Raw genomic sequence first — 17309 nt, forward strand, 5'->3', positions numbered from 1 at the left:
GCGCCGCCAACGTGAGCGCCGCCACCGCGCCCACCGGCACCGACGCGCGCACGAAGATCACCTTCGCGCAATCGCAGCAGGCCGCGTTCGCGCTCGAAGGCGTGCCGCGCTATGACCACATCTTCATCGTGATGCTGGAGAACAAGGCCACGCTGTCGATCAAGGGCTCGCCCTGGGCGCCCAAGATCAACGCGCTGCTCGCGTCCGGCAACCAGCTGACCAGCTACTACGCCACCGGCAACCCGTCCGAGCCGAACTACACCGCCCTCGGCGGCGCCGACGACTTCGGCATCACCGACGACAGCCAGTGGAACTGCGACGCCACCGGCGCCAATGCGGTCCAGGACCTGCCCGTGCCCGACAAGACCCAGCCGGGTCTGGCGAGCTCGCCGTTCACGGCCAGCTGCACGCAGACCGCCGCGGTCAACCACAACATCGTCGGCAAGCCCAACCTGTTCAACGCGATCACGGCCGCCGGCATGACCTGGCGCACCTACAGCGAGTCGATGAACCCGGGCCAGGACTTCCGCACCGACTCCGTGGCGGATGCCGCCGTCACCGCCGTCGACAACGTCTACGCACCCGGCACGCTGAACGGCAACACGGCCGCCGTCGGCAACGCCGGCCTGACGCTGCCGATGCCCGCCGGCCTGTACAAGACCAAGCACCATCCGGGCATGGCCTACCAGAACGTCCGCAGCGCGCCGGAGTTCAAGTACAGCAACCGCACCATGGGCGGCGGTCAGTGGGACGCCAACATGAAGAAGAGCGCCGCCTACGCCGTGCCGGCCAACTACGACGTCGACCAGCTCGGCACCGACCTGGCCTCCGGCAAGGTGGGCACGCTGAACTTCCTGGTCCCCGACCAGTGCGACGACATGCACGGCATCAGCGTCATCGGCAAGCTGACCGACGGCACCGCCGCGACGGCCAGCGACTGCGGCAGCGTGTCCAACAACGTGGCGCAGACCTCGGCGGCCAACATCATCACGCGCGGCGACAACTACGTCGACGCGCTGGTGAAGAAGATCCAGGCCTCCGCGCTGTGGAAGAACCCGGCCAAGCGCGTCGCCATCGTGCTGATGTTCGACGAAGGCAACGCGACCTCGGGCTTCAACTCCTGCTGCGGCTGGAACGTGTCCAACAGCGCGGTATCCAAGCCGGTGGTGGTCGATGCGAAGACCGGCGCGGTCACCGTCGACGCCAGCGTCAACAACTACACCAAGGGCAACCGCGGCCACGGCGAGAGCATCTTCGGCATCCTGACCAACCAGGCCGACGCTCCGAAGGGCGTGTCGGACGGCGACGCGTACAGCCACTTCTCGTTCGTTCGCACGCTGCAGGACATGTTCCAGCTGGCCGACCCGGCGGTGGACGCGTCGTACATGAACCGCTCGAAGTACACCGAGAAGTTCATCGCCGCCAACATCCTCAACCTGCCTGAGTACGCCGGCAGCGCCGATACCCACTTCGACTCGGTGCGCGCCATCAACCATGCGTGGAAGGCCCCGGTCAACTACACGCAGAAGCAGTCGGCCGACGTGAACACGGCCGCGCAGATCGGCGCCGACACGGTCCAGACCAACGTCTGGGCGCTGAAGAAGTAATCGCGGTCCTCCGCGTCTGAAGCCGGCGGCGCGCAAGCGCCGCCGGCCCTCGCATTTCTTTTCCCCCTCTTTCCATGCGTGACGTCCTCTTCCATGTGCGCGCCTCGGTGGCCGCCTTCATTGGCGCGTGCGTGTGCGTCAGTCTCGGCGCCCTGCTCGCCGCGTGCGGTCCGTCCGGCAAGGGCGACGTCGATGTCGCGCCCTCCAATGCCGCATCGAGCGCCGGCACCGCGCTGAACCCGGTCACGACGCTGAGCCCCATGGCGCAGGTCGGCCAGAAGATGTTCTTCGACGCGACGCTGTCGGGCTCCGGCCGCATGGCCTGCGCCACCTGCCACGACCCCAAGAACGCCTACGGTCCGTCCAACGACCTGTCGGTGCAGCTCGGCGGTCCCGAGCTGAAGAACGCCGGCCTGCGCGCCGTGCCCTCGCTGCGCTACAAGGACGCGACGCCGCCCTACGCCGACCTGCTCGACAACCCCGATGGCGTCAGCGTGCCGGGTCCCGGCGGTGGCTTCGCCTGGGACGGCCGCGCGGCGACGCTTGCCGAGCAGGCCGGTTTGCCGCTGCTGGACCCCAACGAGATGGCCAACGCCAGCGCCGCCGACGTCGTGAAGAAGCTGCAGACCGGCCCCTACGCCGAGTTGTTCCGGCAGGCCTTCGGCGCGACGATCTTCGACAACGCGGACCAGGCCTTCGCCGCGGCCGGCAAGGCGCTGCAGGCCTTCCAGCTGGAGGACGTCAGCTTCCATCCGTACTCGAGCAAGTTCGACCTCTACATCGGCAACAAGATCGGCGGCGTGCTGACCGCGGCAGAGGCCCGCGGCCTGAAGGTCTTCGCCGACCCGAACGGCGGCAACTGCGCGTCGTGCCACTACCAGGGCGCCGGGCTGAACGGCAGCACGGCAATCTTCACGGACTTCTCCTACGAGGCCATCGGCGTGCCGCGCAACGCGGCGATCCCGGCCAACGCGGAGGCGTCCTACGTCGACATCGGCCTGTGCGGCCCGCTACGCACCGACCACGCGCCGGTGAAGGGCAACACTTTCTGCGGCATGTTCAAGTCGCCGACGCTGCGCAACGTGGCGACGCGCCGCAGCTTCTTCCACAACGGGATCTTCCATTCGCTGGAGCAGACGATCCGCTTCTACAACACGCGCGACACGATGCCGGAGCTCTGGTATCCGACCGAGGGCGGCACGCCCAAGGCGACGCCGGACGCCGACTTCCCGACCTACGGCCTGATCACCACGCAGTACGTCGGCGGCAAGGTGCGCAAGTTCGACGACCTGCCCCAGCAGTTCGTCGGCAACATCGACACGCAGATGCCGCTGGACGGCCGCGCGGCCCACAGCAAGCCGCCGATGTCGGAGCAGGACATCGCCGACCTGATCTGCTTCCTGAACACGCTCAACGACAAGGACACCCAGCCGGCGAAAGCGCCCGCGGCTGGCGCCTGCACGTCGTGAACCTCTCTCCCGAATTCTCCGGATTCCCCATGTCCATCTTCCGCATGACCTCCGTTTCAGCGCTTCATCGCGCTCCTCATCGTGGTTCTCAACGTCTGACGCGTGCCGCCGGTCTCACGACCGCAGCGCTCGCGCTGTCCATGCTCGCCGCCTGCTCGCGTCCTGCGGAGCCGGCCGGACCTGCGGCATCGGCGGAGCCGACCGCCGATCACTTCGTGCCCGGGATGACGGACTACCTCGCCAAGCGCGGCGACCTGTGCCTGGCCAAGAGCGACTGGCCGATCGACCTGACCCAGCGCGAGATCGACGCCGGCGCGCGCAACGCGCTGCAGCTGCCGGTGCTGGAGCGGCTCGGTCTGGCGAGCTCGACGGTGGCCGAGGTCGACGTCAAGGACGACAACGAGGTCTCGCATCACATGAAGGTCCGCCGCTACGCGCTGACCGAGACCGGCAAGCAGTTCTACGTGACGCGCGAGCAGCCGAAGGCGGACGGCGGCAAGGAGACGCGTGGCGACTTCTGCGCGGCCAAGCTCAGCCTCGACAAGGTCGTGCATTGGGAACTGGGCGGCGAAGGCAAGGACCGCCACGCGGTGGTCAGCTACACCTACCAGGTGAAGGCCGCGCCGTGGACCGGCGACGCCGAGCTGCAGAAGGTCTTCCCTGTCGTCGCGCAAGTGATCCATGGCGCGGGCACTGCGCAGCTGCAGGAAACGTTCAAGAAGACGGAGACCGGGTGGGTCGCCGTCGACCTGCTCTGAGGCGGACAACGCGATGACGACCGTCGTTCGATTTCCTCCCGCGCTGGGGGACTGGGTCCGCCAGCATCTGGACAATGGCGTCGCGCCGGGCGAGCTGCGCGGCGCGCTGCAGGAGCGCGACATCGCGGCCGAGGCGGCGCAGGCGATAGTCGACGCCTTCGTGCGCGCGCGGCGCGGCGAGCGCGCGATGCCGATCGATCAGGTCGACCTGCCGGCCGAGCCGATGCCATCGGCCCTCCACGGCGCTCCGCCCTATCGGTACGAGACGCCGCGCTTCCGCCCGGGCACGTCGATCGCGACGGACGATCGCATCGTCCGCGTGGCCGCTCGCGCGGAGCGCCCGATGCTCGCGGTGCTCAACGGCGTCTTCAGCGCGGAGGAATGCGAGGAAGTGATCGCCCTGGCGCGGGGCCGTCTGCGGCCGTCGACGCTCGTCGATCCGCGCACCGGGCGCGACGTCGTGAGCGGCTTGCGAAGCAGTCTCGGCATGTTCTTCCGTCCGGCGGAAACGCCGCTGATCGCGCGCCTGGACCGGCGCATCGCGGAGATCATGAACCTGCCGGTCTCGCACGGCGAAGGGCTGCAGATCCTGCACTACCCCGAGGGCGCGGGCAGCGCGCCACACTACGACTTCCTGGTGCCGTCCAACCCGGCCAACCAGGCGTCGATCGCGCGCAGCGGCCAGCGCGTGAGCACCTTGGTCACCTACCTCAACGACGTGCCCGCCGGCGGCGAGACGGTGTTCCCGGCGGCGGGCTGGGCGGTCTCGCCGCAGCGCGGCAACGCCGTCTACTTCGAGTACGCCAACTCACACGGCGAACTGGACCACGCCTCGCTGCACGCCAGCAGCGCGGTCACGCGCGGCGAGAAATGGGTGGCGACGAAGTGGATGCGGGAGCGGCCCTTCGTCAGCGCGTGAAGGGCTTACAGCGATTGACGACGAGGCGCGCCGCTACTTCGCCGTGCGATCCGGATCCGCTTAAGTCGTCTCGATATCCGGTCGCCTCCAAGGCATATCAGGAGCAGGAAGCGCGCAGGAGAAATGGCTCATTGTCATGACCTAGCCCTCCCGCGCCTGTTCGTCTACAGACGCCGTCCCATTCATGAAGGCGTCGGGATTGGCGCCTCGAGAACCAGCAACAGCCCAAGAACTTGATTACCTCGACGCTTTGCTTCGCCCTTTCAGCTTTCATCTTTCACTTTCGCAAGGGCAGCCCGCTCCTTGAGCGGAAGGGACGCGCCGATCAGAAGCGCAGGCTGCTGTCCATGCTCGGGAACCTGAGCCAGACCTCCATCCCGGAGCTTGCCAAGGCGGCAACTCGACTGGCGGACAGGCTGCTGAGCGGACTGGTCGGCAAAGTCGCCTTCGGCTCGCCACGCTACTTCCTGCGCCTGATGGGGCTCGGCGTTCTTCTTGGAATGGCCATCTGCGCCGCAGAGCTTGCGTTTCTCGGCCAGAACATGGGGCACCGGCTGGTCCTGCTCCAGTCAGCGGGATGGAGGACCTACCTGTTCCTTCCGACCATCGTGACCGCCGTCCTCATGTTCCCCATCGATGCGTTCATTGCCCACACGCTTGTTCGATGGTCCATCCCCGGCAGCGCCTCCCGGACTGGATACTGCATGGTCCTGTCGGCCGCGGCCGCCTATATGCTGCTTGCAGTGGGCGCGGGCGTCGCGGCGAATGTTCCGGTCCTCGTCGGCGGAGGCGTCGTCATCCCGGAGTTGCTGTGGAACCGGGTCACGGTTGCGTTCTTCTCGCCCTGGACCAGCTCCGCGCAGATCACTCACGGCGAGCGATGGCTCTCTTACGGCGCGGCATCTGCATCGGCCGCCCTGATGGGCATACTCGCATCGATCCTGTTCTGCACGGCGGCCCTTCTGCGAGCCTTCCCTGAACGACTTCGCACGGCGGCAGTGACGCCCATGTTCGCGCTCCTGGGGCTTCTGGCATGGTTCGACCAGAAGAAGCTGAACGTTCCAGTGAAAGCCCTTGCCATCTTCGGCGCAGGCGTCGTTTTCACGCTGGGCTGCTTCCTCGCGCTGCTTGGCCTCTAACCGACAAGGCCGAACGCACTCGCAGGGGTCAGACCTTGCGCGCCGCCCGCAGCCTTCGCATCACCGGCTCGTTGAGCTGCTTCGCCAGCGCATTCCATTTCGCGCTGACCTTGTCGATCCTGGCCAACAGCGGCTGCGCGGTCGCGTCGTCGCCGCGATCCAGCGCCCAGATCGCGTACTCCGCCCAGGCCTCGACGCTGCCGAAGCGCTCCGACGCGGATTCGAATTCGGCGCGCGCCTCTACCGGGCGCTCCAGCGCCGCGAGTGAACGTGCCGTCAGCAAGGACACCGCCTCGGCGCGGAAGTCGGCCTTCTCGGCACGCATCGAGGCCAGGTGCTCCAGCGACTGAGCCGCTTGACCCGCCGCGAGGAAGGCGCGCGCGGCGCCGAGCCTGATCTCCAGGTCCTTCGCGAACGGGCCGCGCAGGCAGGCCTGGAACTGCTCGGCGGACTGCGCCGCCTCGCCGGCATCCAGCAGCGCGGTGGCCAGGCGCATCTGGTTCTGCGCGGTCGGGGTTTCGTCGAAGGCGACGCGCGCCTCGCGCAGCTCGCGGCCTGGATCCATCGCGCGACCCGCTGCGCGCATCGCGCGCTTGGCGCTGCGCTCGACCCGCGAGTGCGGCACCACGAACACCAGCAGGTAGACGAGGCTGCCCAGCAGCGGGAACGAGAACAGGATGATCAGCCAGTACAGCTGCCCCCCGTTGCGCACGACGTGAACGGCGCAGAACAGCGCCAACAGGATGTGAACACCCAATCCGACGAATGGCATCGCCTTTTCCTCCCGAGTTCAACCGCTGTATCGGCTTTTTTTCGATCGCGGATTCTGCACGCGGGAGATGAAGTCGCCAAGACGGCGAAAGGTAACCGTCAGCGTACCGTTCAGCGGTCGCTCAAGGGGGGCGTCCAGAGGCCCGTTCGGGTGGCCGGCTCAGCGCTTGGGCGGTCGCGAGCGGTCGTCGGGGCTGTCGCGATCCTGCTGCTCGTGGTGCGCGCGATCGACGTCGCCGTCACCCTCCGGCCCCTTCTGGCCGGTCTCGCCGACACGGTGGTCCTCGTCGTCATGCTCCAGCCCGCCGAAGAGGCCGGGCGGGAAGTCTCGGGGAGAGCGCGGTGCGTTCATGCGGTCCTCCTGAAGTGGCGGAACCATCTTAGACACACCGCCAATCCCACGATGCCGAAAACGACAAAGGCGCCTCACGGGCGCCTTCGTTTCGGAATCGGGGGGCGGGAAGCCGGCTCAGTGCACCAGGCCGATCCATTCGCCGCGACGCTGGTAGGCGTCAAACAGCTCCTGCGCCGCCGCCTGCAGCTGCCAGTCGCCGCGAGCGTACGCGGTGTTGAGGCGCTCCAGCGCGTAGAGGCGGTCGTACAGCATGCGGGTCGGCTGCAGGGTCAGGCCTTGTCCGGCCATCAGGTCCTGCAGCGCGTACAGCTCGTCCATGCCGGCCGAACCGGCCACCGTCAGGCCGAGATCCGGCACCAGTCCCCAGGGAGCCTGGGCGGTTTCGGGCATCAGGTGCGGCGGGATGGCGGTGGTGTGCATGGCGGCCTCGGAACGATTCATGTCGGCGTGGGAAGGATCATGAATCGAGCCGCCTGAAACTTGAGCGGGAAAAGCAGGGTGTTTTCCGGCCAGTTCGACGGATCACCCGTCGGGGCGAGTGAGCTCAGGGCCGCGGCTTGGCGATGAAGCCCGACAGGTCCGTGCACCAGACGGCCGCCGGCACGTCGAGCTCGTTGAGCGCCAGCACGTTGATCCGGGCGTCGGTCAGCATCTTGGCCGAGGCCGCGTTCAGGCCGATCTGGTGGTCCTTCTTCTCCAGGTAGACCACGCGCTGGATGCCGACCTGGATGATGGACTGCACGCAGCGCGGGCACGGGTACTGCGTCGTGTAGATGGTGCTGCCGGTCAGCGGCAGCACGACGCAGTTGAGGATCGCATTGACCTCGGCGTGAACGATGTAGCTGTGGCGCGAGTTGGCCGGATCGGCGTCGTCGTCGGACCAGTAGGCGGGGTCGTTGTCGTCGCAGCCGCGCGGCAGGCCGTTGTAGCCCACCCCGACGATCTTGTAGTCGGAGCTCGCGATGCAGGCGCCGTTGCGCTTGCGGCTGTCCTTGGAACGGGCGCCGGCCAGCAGGGCCACGCCCATGAACATCGAATGCCAGTCGATCAGCGGTTGGTTGTCCATGACGGGGAGAACGCGAAGGTCCAGGAAGGCGGAGAAGTGTAGTGGAGCGCCAACCGCCTCGTGGCGCCCGGGCCGTCGACCCGCGAAGCGATCGCGGCGCCCGCGAACCGCCGTGTCGGTTTTCTACAAGACCCGGCGGCGCCCTTGTCCGACAGTGAGGCCATCCCCACCCACCCAAGGAACCGCCATGAACACCGCCATCCACCCGTTCCGGATCGAGATCCCCCAGTCGCAGATCGACGACCTGCGCGCCCGGCTGGCCGCCACGCGCTGGCCGCAGCCGGTCGTCCGCGACTTCAGCCACGGCCAGGCCGTGTCGCTGGTGCAGGAACTGGCCAACTACTGGCGCGAGCGCTTCGACTGGCGCGCCCAGGAAGCGCGCCTGAACGCGCTGCCGCAGTTCACGACCGAGATCGACGGCCAGACGATCCACTTCATCCACGTGAAGTCGCCGGAAGCGGACGCCTTCCCGCTGATCCTGACGCATGGCTGGCCGAGCTCGCCGGCGGAGTACCTGGACCTCATCGGTCCGCTGGCGGATCCGCGCGGTCACGGTCTGACCGACGCTCCCGCCTTCGATCTGGTGATTCCCTCGGTGCCCGGTATGGGCCTGTCGTCGCCGCTGGCGTCGGCCGGCTGGGACGCGGCCCGCACGGCGACCGCCTGGGACACCTTGATGAAGCGCCTTGGCTATGAGCGCTACGGCGCGCAGGGCGGCGACGTCGGCGCCCTGGTCGCGCGCGAGCTGGGCATCCTCGCGCCGCAAGGCCTGGCCGGAATCCACGTCCAGCAGATCTTCGCGTTTCCCTCCGGCGCGCCCGACGAGATGCAAGGCCTGACCCCGTTCGAGATGGCGGGCTTCGAGCGCCTGGACTACTTCCGCAAGTACGCCGGCTACGTCGACATCCAGTCCAAGCGGCCCGGCACCCTCGCCTTCGGCCTGGTGGATTCGCCCGCCGCGCTGCTGGCCTGGAACGCCGAGCTGTTCTTCGGCTTCGAAGGGGAACGCGTCGCGGAGGTCGACCGCGACCGCTTCCTGACGCACCTGTCGCTCTACTGGTTCACCGGCACCGGCGGACAGGCAGCCGAGATGTACTTCGCCAACGCCGCCAGCGGCGCAGGCTATCGCGACCTCCCCAACCCCACGCCGACGGCGGTGGCCGTGTTCCCCGACGACTTCCGCTCGGTCCGCGGCTTCGCGGCGCGCTCGCACACCCGGCTGCTACAGTGGACCGAGATGCCGCGCGGCGGCCACTTCGCCAACGAGACGGAGCCCCAACTCGTCATCGACGACCTGCGCCGGTTCTTCGGCGCGCTGCAGGCACCCGCGTCCCGAACACCCCGAGAGGGTCTGGATGGAAGGACCGATCGCTGAAGAGGAACGTCCGGCGGATTCGCCCCTGGTGGCGAAGATCCGCCGCGTCCGCCATCTCGCGGACAGTCGGGAGACGACGCTCCCCGACGGCTCCTGGGACCTGCTGTTCGTGCGCCGCGGCGACGGCCCCGTGACGGTGATCCAGACGGGGCAGATCACCGCCCCGCTCACGATCGACAACCGCGCGGGCGACGAGGTCCTGAGCATCGCCTTCAAGACCGAGGTCTACATGCCCCGCCTGCCGGGCCGCCTGATGGTCGGCCAGGGCGTGGTCTGCCCGACCGACCGGGCGGGTCGGTTCCACATCGGCGAGGAACGCTTCGAGATCCCCCGCTTCGACAACGCCGAGCAGCTCGTGGCGGCGCTGGCGCGCCAGGGCGTGCTGGAGCGGGATCCGGTCGTGCTGCGTGCGATGCAGGGCGCGCGCCAGCGGCTCGACGAACGCAGCATCCAGCGGCACTTCGCGGAGGTGGCGGGACTCGGCCTGAAGACGCTGCAGCAGATCGCGCGGGCGCATCAGGCGGCAGAGCTGTTGCGCCAGGGGAAGGCCGCCTCGCAGGTCGCCGCCGAGCTCGGCTTCTCCGATCAGGCGCACATGAGCCATTCGCTCAAGCGGCTGCTGGGGCGCACGCCGCGGGAGATTGTGCAGGGGCTGTTGCCAGCGCTGCGCTGAGGGGCAAGCCCCCTCTTTCCCTGTTGCATTTGCTAGGTACTTGTGGACTTGTACCGAGCTTTTCCAACACACTTCCTGGCATGCCTCGCCGTCCGCCGCCGCCACCCTCCCATGAGGAGGTCATTCTCGCGCTCGCGCAGCAGCGATCGCTCCTGCGTGCACGGGATCTGGTCGAGGAAGGAATTCCGTCGATAGTGCTGAGCCGGATGGTGCGAGCCGGCTCTCTGCAGCGCATCAGCCATGGCATCTACGCACCAAGCGAGCGCGACGTCTCCGAACACGTCTCGCTCGCAGAGGTGTGCGTGCGGGCGCCTCGCGCGGTGGTCTGCCTGCTGTCCGCGCTGCGCTTCCACGAGATCGGAACGCAGGAACCCCACGACGTCTGGATCGCGCTCCCGTCCAGCGCGGCCTCACCGCGTATCCAGTCGCCAGCGGTGCGCATCATCCGGATGTCGGGCGACGCGCTGACCGAAGGCGTCATCGAGCACGAGATCGATGGCGTCCGCGTGCCGATCTTCAGCCCGGCCAAGACCGTCGCCGATTGCTTCAAGTTCCGGAACAAGGTCGGCCTGGACGTCAGCATCGAAGCGCTGCGTGATGGCTGGGCTCAGCAATCCTTCAAATCGAGCGACCTTCGCCGGTTCGCCAAGATCGACCGCGTCGACAACGTGATGCGTCCGTATGTGGAGAGCCTGATCGCATGAGCGCTTGAGCGCACGCCTTCCCAGGCGAGCGACGCTCAATGCGCGGACGTTGGCGCCGAAGCGCCTTGACTCACTTCGCGACCGTCACACCCTTGTTCGCCAACGCATCCGCGCGCTCATTCCCCGGATCGCCGGCGTGGCCCTTGACCCAGCGCCAGTCCACCGTGTGCAGCTTGCGCAGCGCATCCAGGCGCTGCCACAGGTCGGCGTTCTTCACCGGCTTGCCGTCCGCCGTCTTCCAGCCGCGGCGCTGCCAGCCCGAGATCCACTCGGTCATGCCCTTGCGCACGTACTCGCTGTCCGTGTAGATCACGATGTTGCAGCTGCGCTTGAGCGAGGTCAGCGCCTCTATCACCGCCGTCAGCTCCATACGGTTGTTCGTGGTGTTGCGCTCGCCGCCGAACAACTCCTTCTCGTGGTCGCCGCTCTTGAGCCACGCCCCCCAGCCGCCCGGGCCCGGATTGCCCTTGCAGGCGCCGTCGGTGTAGATGACGACAGGCGGCTTGGCGATCTTCGGCGCGGCAGGAGCTGGGGATGCGGAGGGTTCGGTGTCGGTCATGAACAGGTCGGAAAGGAACAGATCGGAAAGGAACAGGTCGGAGAAGGACTTGGAACGGCGGAGTCAGGTCGACGTCGGATCGATGTCAATCGACCTCGGCATCGTCGCGATGATGATGGTGATGATGGACCGCCGCGACCGCCGGCGCGGTCTTGGCGGCGCGCTTCTTGCCGCGCGCCATGCCGATCAGCCGCATGCCGTGCACGCGCTTGACCGCGATGACGCCATACAGCGCGCCCAGCACCGTCCACCACTTGCCACCGGGCTTCTCGATCCAATGCCAGCGCGCGAGCCAGGCATCGCTCAGCAGCGGCGGCCGGTAGCAGCCGAACTGCGCGCGTTCGACCTCGAACGACAGCAGCCGCAACCAGTCGCGCAACCGCCAGTAGCCGAGGTACTCGCGCTCCTCCGGCAGGTAGAGCCGCGGCGGACGGCCCAGCATGCGGCCGTTGACGCGGGCCAGATTCTGCCTCACCGCCCACAGGCTGGCCGGGTTCATGCCCAGGATCACGACGCGCCCCTCGGGCCTCAGCACGCGCTCGACCTCGCGCAGGCAGCGGTGCGGATCGGCGGCCTGCTCCAAGGTGTGCGGCAGCAGCACCAGGTCCAGGCTGTTGGCCTCGAAGGGCAAGGCGTCGAACTCGCAATAGACCGCCGCGCGGCCCGCGCCGTTCAGGCCCGGCGCCAGCTCGGCCTGGGGTTCGGGCTGGTACTCCAGCGGATGTGCGCTCAGGCCCTGCCGCGGCGGCCCGGCGACGCCGTCCTCGTACGGTCCATGGTTCAAGGCCAGCCAGCGGTTGGTCATGCGGTTGGTCCGCAGGCCGTGCAGCTGCGGGAAGCCGAGCTGCAGCGCGTGATATCCGAACCAGTCGATCACGGCCGCGTCGATGAAGCGCTGCTCCCACGCCAGCAGATAGCGCCCGGCAGGCGTGCGCAACCAGTGCGCGAACGCCGCCGCGGCGGCGTCCGGCCGGAAGTGCGCCTCTACAATCGGCGGCTTCTCGTCGCTGTCGTCGTCCTGGCCCGGAGTCTTCATCGCTGGGACCTGATCCCCTTGCCTGCATGAACCTGGTCGCCGTTCCCGCCTTCTCAGACAACTATCTCTGGCTGCTGCATGACGGCCGGTCGGCGCTCGTGGTCGACCCGGGCGACGCCGCACCGGTGAAGGAGGCGCTGCGCTCGCTGGGACTGGACCTGCAGGGCATTCTAGTGACCCATCACCATGCCGATCATGTCGGCGGGGTGCGGGAATTGCTGCCCTTGCTGAGCCCGGGCGCAAAGGTCTGGGGGCCTGCTGGTGAATCCATGCCGGTGGACGTCGAACCCTTGGGCGAAGGCGACCGATTCGAACTCCTCGGCCAGAGCTTCGACGTGCTCGACGTCCCCGGCCACACCGCCGGTCACATCGCTTTCGTGTTGAAGCACCCGGGCGACGGCGGCGCGCCGATCCTGTTCTGCGGCGACACGCTGTTCTCCGCCGGCTGCGGCCGGCTCTTCGAAGGCACGCCCGCGCAGATGCACGACTCCTTGTCCAAGCTCGCGGCCCTCCCCGGGGAAACCCGTGTCTGCTGTGCGCACGAGTACACCTTGTCGAATCTGCGTTTTGCTCGCACAGTCGAGCCCCAGAACGAGGCGGTCGCGCGCCACGAGGCCTGGTGTCTGGCCCGGCGCGAGCAGTCGCTGCCCACCCTGCCCTCCACCATCGCCGTGGAGCTCCAGATCAACCCCTTCCTGCGCTGCGAGCACGCCGACGTCCGCGAGGCCGCCCAGCGCCACGATCCGAGCGTCACGTCGCAGCCGGTCTCGGTCCTGGCCGGGCTGCGTCAATGGAAGAACGAATTTCGCTGAGCCCCCGATGCATCGACACCAGAACCCGACCTCCCTGCCGTCCCGTTCTTCCCGCGCCGCGACCGGCGCGGATGCCGCCTCCTCCATTCCTTCCGCCGCCGGCAAACGCCCCGAAAAACGCCCCGCGCTGACGCTGATCGCCGCGCTGCTGCCGCTGGTGCTGGCCGCCTGCGCCACGAACGCGCTGCGGGCCGACAACCAGGAAGCGCAGGCCGTCGCGCAGCAGACGGTGCAGGCGGTCGAAGCCGCGGCTTCCGCCGTGCCTTCGCCGGCCACGCCGGTGGCGCGCGTCGCCACGGCGCCGGAAGAGAAGCTCGACGTGCTGCTCGAGGACAACCTCAACCCCGGCGAGAAGGTCGACCTCGACGCCCCGAAGACCCACGTCGACCTGTGGGCGCGGATGCGCGCCGGCATGGCGATGCCCGAGCTCGACAACGACCTGGTGCGCAAGGCCGAGGATTGGTACAGCACCCGGCCCGACTACGTCGCGCGCATGACCGGCCGCGGCAGCCTCTACCTCTATCACGTGGTCGAGGAAGTCCAGAAGCGCGGCATGCCGATGGAGCTGGCGCTGCTGCCCTTCGTCGAGAGCGCGTTCCGCAACGACGCGCAGTCCAGCGCGAAGGCCGTCGGCATGTGGCAGTTCATGCCCGCCACGGGCCGCGACTTCGACCTGAAGCAGAACATCTTCCGCGACGACCGCCGCGACGTGCTGGCCTCGACCAAGGCGGCGCTGGACTACCTGCAACGCCTGAACAAGATGTTCGACGGCGACTGGCAACTGGCGCTGGCCGCCTACAACTGGGGCCAGGGCAACGTCAGCAAGGCGGTGGCGCGCAACCAGAAGGCCGGGCTGCCGATCGACTACGACAGCCTGCGCATGCCCGACGAGACGCGCTACTACCTGCCCAAGCTGCAGGCGGTGAAGAACATCCTGATGCGCCCGGAGGCCTTCGGCATCCAGTTGCCGGCGGTGGCGAACCATCCGTACTTCCTGTCGGTCAACATCGACCGCGACATGGACGTCACCCGCGCCGCGCAACTGGCCGAGCTGGACGAGGAGACCTTCCGCCAGTTCAACCCGTCGATGAACAAGCCGGTGATCCTGGCGGCCAGCAGCGGCCAGCTGCTGCTGCCCTACGACAACGCCAGCACCTTCGTGGCCAACCTCGAGAAGCACCGCGGCCCGCTGGCGTCGTGGACGGCGTGGGTCGTGCCCAAGACGATGAAGCCGGCGGACGCGGCCAAGCAGGTCGGCATGAGCGAGGCCGGCCTGCGCGAGATCAACCGCATCCCGGCGCGGATGCTGGTGACGCAGGGCTCGACGCTGCTGGTGCCGCGCACGGCGTCGCGCGACCAGGACGTGTCGGAGCATCTGGCCGACAACGCCCGCATCGGTTTCGCGCCCGACGTGCCGCCGATGCGCCGCGTCACGCTGAAGGCCAACAAGGGCGACACGGTGGCGAGCGTGGCGCGCCGCTACCGCCTGGGCACGACGCAGCTGGCGCAGTGGAACCGCGTGAGCACCAAGGCCACTTTCAAGCCGGGGCAGCAGGTCGTCGCGTATGTGCGTGAGGGTCAGCAGTTGGCCGCCGTGGAGCCGTCGGCGACGACCTCGAAGACGACAGCCAAGGGCACGAAGTCGGGCAAGGTCACCAAGGTCGCGTCCAGCGCGGCGAACAAGCCGGCCAAGGCCGGCGCGAAGACCCGCAGCGCGAAGGTCGCCGCCAGCGATGGCAAGGGTGGTCGCACGGTGGCCACCAAGACCGCCCTGCGCTGACCGCAACCCTCACCCCTGCCCTCTCCCGCAAGCGGGAGAGGGGGAAAGAAGGGAGCCGTACGGTCCCGCTCGATGCGTTCTCACTCCCTCTCCCGCTTGCGGGAGAGGGTGGGGGTGAGGGCCAGCGGCGGTGGAAGTACAGGACTGTTTCAGCCGAAGAAGAGCGCCACTGAGATCGCCATGCCGACCGCCCACGCAAGACTGCGCAGGCTCGGCTGGTCCGCGATGTAGAGCGCGACGTAGACGACCCGCGTGACGACGAAGGCGATCGCCAGCAGGTCGATGCGCGATTGCGCATGCTGCATCTGCTGCGCCGCCAGCACGCCAGCGATGAACAGCGGCAAGGACTCGAAGCTGTTGGCCTGCGCCGCATTCGCGCGGGCCTGCCAACCGCTCTGCCGCGTCAGCCAGCCGCGCGGATCGTGGTTGTCGAACCCACCCTCGCGGCGCCGCTTGCCGAAGCCTCTCGACTTGGCCAGCGCGGCGCACAACACCGGCATCAGGCAGGCGACGATCAGGCAGTAGTTGGCGACGGTCATGCGGTGTCCTTCACCAGTGCCGGCAGATCAAGTCGACCGCCGATCCACCAACGCATGCGCGATGGTGCCGAGGTCGACGTATTCCAGTTCGCTGCCCACCGGCACTCCGCGCGCCAGCCGCGTGCTGCGCAGGCCGCGCGCCCGCAGCGCCTCGGCCAGCACATGCGCGGTCGCCTCGCCTTCGGCCGTGAAGCTGGTGGCGAGGATCACCTCCTCCACCAACCCGTCGGCGGCCCGCTCCAGCAACTGGTCGACGCCGATCTCGCGCGTCGACACGCCGTCCAGCGGACTGATCCGCCCCTGCAGCACGAAGTAATAGCCGAAGTAGGACGCCGTGCGCTCCATCGCGGCCTGGTCGGCCGGCGACTCCACGACGCACAGCAGCCGCGCGTCGCGCTGCCGGTCCGAGCAGATCGGGCACAGCGGCGTCTCGCTGAAGGTGTGGCAGCGCTCGCAATGGCGCACGTTGGTCGTCGCGGCCTGCAGCGCGCGGGCCAGCGCGTCGGCGCCGGCGCGGTCGTGCTGCAGCAGGTGGTAGGCCATGCGCTGGGCCGATTTCTGGCCCACGCCGGGCAGGCGCCGCAGGGCCTCGATCAACTGCTCGAGCGCGGTCACCGGGGCCCGATCAGAACGGGAACTTCATGCCCGGGGGCAGGGGCATGCCGGCGCTCAGCTTGGACATCTTGGCCGAGCTGACCTCTTCCGCGCGGCGCACGGCGTCGTTGAACGCGGCGGCCACGAGGTCCTCCAGCATGTCCTTGTCATCGGCCAGCAGGCTGGGGTCGATGGCGACGCGCTTGACGTCATGCTTGCAGGTCATCGTGACCTTCACCAGGCCGGCGCCGGACTGGCCTTCGACCTCGATCGTGGCGAGCTCGTCCTGCGCCTTCTTCAGGTTGTCCTGCATCGCCTGCGCCTGCTTCATCAGGCCTGCGAGTTGACCCTTCATCATGATCGTGAGTCCTTGTTCAGAGATTCAAAGGACCGGCACAAGGCCGATCCGGAGATGACCCGGAGGTCGATGCGATGGGCGGGATTGTCGCCCACGGCGCGCGCCCGCGCCGGCGCCTCGTCGTGGTGTCCCGCGGGCCGCGGCCGGATCGTCAGACGGGCTTGATCGAGCCGGGCAGGATACGCGCCGTCTTGAACTGCGCGAGCAGCTGCTGGACTTCCGGATCGCCCAGGATGATGGACTCGGCCTGCCGCTGGCGGGAGCGCGTCGCCTGCGTGTCGCGCAGCGCCGGCGAATCGGAGGCGCGGCCGGCTTCGATGTCGACCCGCACCGGCTTGCCAACGAAACCCGCGAGCACCGACTGGAGCTTCTCCAGCAGACCCGGCTGGCGCAGCGACTCGCGCTCGACGCGGAAGCGCCAGCGCTGCGGCTCGACGGACTCGTCGATCTCCAGGCACTCGGCCTGCAGCGCCAGCTCGCGCGCCAGCGCGTTCAGGCCCAGTTGCGGGACAACGGCGTACCAGCGCTCGCCCAGGGCCGTCGGCACCAGCTCGACCTCCTCGATGGCGGTCGAGACATAGATGCCGCCGCCATTGCCGCTTCCGCCGCCGCTGCCGGCTTCGGCGGACGACGGCATCGGATCGTCCATGTCGGACATGGACATGCCGACGGAAGCGTCTTCGTCGGACGGCGGCGGCACATCCATCCAGGGAGGCGGACCGTCGTCGTCATGCGGCGGGGACAGGTCTTCCGGCTCTTCGTTCTCGGACTCGGCCTTCACCTCCGCCGGCGGTG

At 68.4% G+C, this 17309-nt stretch carries 20 protein-coding genes; 10 read left to right on the forward strand and 10 right to left on the reverse strand.

Translation table 11 applies throughout. From position 1 onward, the window contains the following. From VF536_RS03230 to VF536_RS03250, 5 genes are all read left to right on the forward strand, one after another. Positions 1–1607, forward strand: a 1607-nt coding sequence (locus tag VF536_RS03230; protein WP_331613345.1) for a phosphoesterase, incomplete at its 5' end; no start/stop codon positions are given. Between the two features lie 74 nt (positions 1608–1681). Beyond that, positions 1682–3076, forward strand: coding sequence for a cytochrome-c peroxidase (locus VF536_RS03235; RefSeq protein WP_331613346.1), 1395 nt, complete (start codon positions 1682–1684; stop codon positions 3074–3076). Positions 3077–3105: 29 nt separating this feature from the next. Then, complete coding sequence (locus VF536_RS03240) at positions 3106–3834, forward strand: hypothetical protein (RefSeq protein WP_331613347.1); 729 nt, start codon at positions 3106–3108, stop codon at positions 3832–3834. 13 nt (positions 3835–3847) lie between these two features. Continuing rightward, complete coding sequence (locus VF536_RS03245) at positions 3848–4753, forward strand: 2OG-Fe(II) oxygenase (protein ID WP_331613348.1); 906 nt, start codon at positions 3848–3850, stop codon at positions 4751–4753. A gap of 233 nt (positions 4754–4986) precedes the next feature. Then, positions 4987–5892 (forward strand): hypothetical protein, encoded by a 906-nt coding sequence (locus tag VF536_RS03250; protein ID WP_331613349.1) that lies wholly within the window; start codon positions 4987–4989, stop codon positions 5890–5892. 28 nt (positions 5893–5920) lie between these two features. Here VF536_RS03250 and VF536_RS03255 read toward each other — a convergent pair whose 3' ends face one another. The 4 genes from VF536_RS03255 to VF536_RS03270 form a co-directional block, all read right to left on the reverse strand. Next, positions 5921–6664: a hypothetical protein gene (locus VF536_RS03255; protein WP_331613350.1), complete on the reverse strand. Its 744-nt coding sequence runs from the start codon at positions 6662–6664 to the stop codon at positions 5921–5923. A 159-nt stretch (positions 6665–6823) separates the two neighbouring features. Further along, positions 6824–7015, reverse strand: a complete 192-nt coding sequence (locus VF536_RS03260; protein WP_331613351.1) for a hypothetical protein — start codon at positions 7013–7015, stop codon at positions 6824–6826. A gap of 117 nt (positions 7016–7132) precedes the next feature. Then, a complete protein-coding gene (locus VF536_RS03265; protein ID WP_331613352.1) occupies positions 7133–7459 on the reverse strand; it encodes a hypothetical protein in 327 nt (108 codons plus the stop codon). A 103-nt stretch (positions 7460–7562) separates the two neighbouring features. Then, a complete protein-coding gene (locus tag VF536_RS03270; RefSeq protein ID WP_331613354.1) occupies positions 7563–8084 on the reverse strand; it encodes a deoxycytidylate deaminase in 522 nt (173 codons plus the stop codon). A 187-nt stretch (positions 8085–8271) separates the two neighbouring features. Here VF536_RS03270 and VF536_RS03275 point away from each other — a divergent pair, with 187 nt between their 5' ends. The 3 genes from VF536_RS03275 to VF536_RS03285 all read left to right on the forward strand — a co-directional run bounded on the left by VF536_RS03275 (position 8272) and on the right by VF536_RS03285 (position 10836). Then, positions 8272–9459: an epoxide hydrolase family protein gene (locus VF536_RS03275; protein ID WP_331613355.1), complete on the forward strand. Its 1188-nt coding sequence runs from the start codon at positions 8272–8274 to the stop codon at positions 9457–9459. Beyond that, on the forward strand, positions 9440–10132 hold the full coding sequence (locus VF536_RS03280; protein ID WP_331613356.1) for a helix-turn-helix transcriptional regulator: 693 nt from the start codon (positions 9440–9442) through the stop codon (positions 10130–10132). The genes VF536_RS03275 and VF536_RS03280 overlap by 20 nt, the downstream gene beginning before the upstream one ends. A gap of 80 nt (positions 10133–10212) precedes the next feature. Next, entirely contained in the window at positions 10213–10836 is a 624-nt protein-coding gene (locus tag VF536_RS03285; RefSeq protein ID WP_331613357.1) for a type IV toxin-antitoxin system AbiEi family antitoxin domain-containing protein, read from the forward strand. Between the two features lie 70 nt (positions 10837–10906). Here the strand turns inward: VF536_RS03285 and rnhA are convergent, their stop codons facing one another. Both rnhA and VF536_RS03295 read right to left on the reverse strand, forming a co-directional pair. Continuing rightward, on the reverse strand, positions 10907–11395 hold the full coding sequence (gene rnhA / locus VF536_RS03290; protein WP_331613358.1) for a ribonuclease HI: 489 nt from the start codon (positions 11393–11395) through the stop codon (positions 10907–10909). A gap of 85 nt (positions 11396–11480) precedes the next feature. Continuing rightward, complete coding sequence (locus VF536_RS03295; RefSeq protein ID WP_331613359.1) at positions 11481–12431, reverse strand: class I SAM-dependent methyltransferase; 951 nt, start codon at positions 12429–12431, stop codon at positions 11481–11483. A gap of 26 nt (positions 12432–12457) precedes the next feature. Between VF536_RS03295 and gloB the strand changes: the two genes are divergently transcribed. Then, positions 12458–13243, forward strand: a complete 786-nt coding sequence (gene gloB, locus VF536_RS03300; protein WP_331613360.1) for a hydroxyacylglutathione hydrolase — start codon at positions 12458–12460, stop codon at positions 13241–13243. Between the two features lie 7 nt (positions 13244–13250). Beyond that, on the forward strand, positions 13251–15023 hold the full coding sequence (locus VF536_RS03305) for a transglycosylase SLT domain-containing protein (RefSeq protein ID WP_331613361.1): 1773 nt from the start codon (positions 13251–13253) through the stop codon (positions 15021–15023). A gap of 149 nt (positions 15024–15172) precedes the next feature. On the opposite strand, the gene VF536_RS03310 is transcribed toward VF536_RS03305, so the two are convergent. From VF536_RS03310 to VF536_RS03325, 4 genes are all read right to left on the reverse strand, one after another. Beyond that, positions 15173–15562 (reverse strand): MAPEG family protein, encoded by a 390-nt coding sequence (locus tag VF536_RS03310; RefSeq protein WP_331613362.1) that lies wholly within the window; start codon positions 15560–15562, stop codon positions 15173–15175. Positions 15563–15589: 27 nt separating this feature from the next. Continuing rightward, positions 15590–16177, reverse strand: a complete 588-nt coding sequence (gene recR / locus VF536_RS03315) for a recombination mediator RecR (RefSeq protein ID WP_331613363.1) — start codon at positions 16175–16177, stop codon at positions 15590–15592. A gap of 10 nt (positions 16178–16187) precedes the next feature. Further along, positions 16188–16517 carry a YbaB/EbfC family nucleoid-associated protein gene (locus VF536_RS03320; RefSeq protein WP_331613365.1) on the reverse strand — a complete coding sequence of 110 codons (330 nt, stop codon included), beginning with the start codon at positions 16515–16517 and terminating at the stop codon, positions 16188–16190. Between the two features lie 148 nt (positions 16518–16665). Next, the coding region (locus VF536_RS03325) for a DNA polymerase III subunit gamma/tau C-terminal domain-containing protein (RefSeq protein WP_331613364.1) at positions 16666–17309 on the reverse strand (644 nt) is incomplete at its 5' end.

Origin of the sequence: Roseateles sp., from assembly GCF_036486225.1 — a bacterium.
In the GTDB taxonomy this organism is placed as follows: domain Bacteria; phylum Pseudomonadota; class Gammaproteobacteria; order Burkholderiales; family Burkholderiaceae_C; genus Roseateles.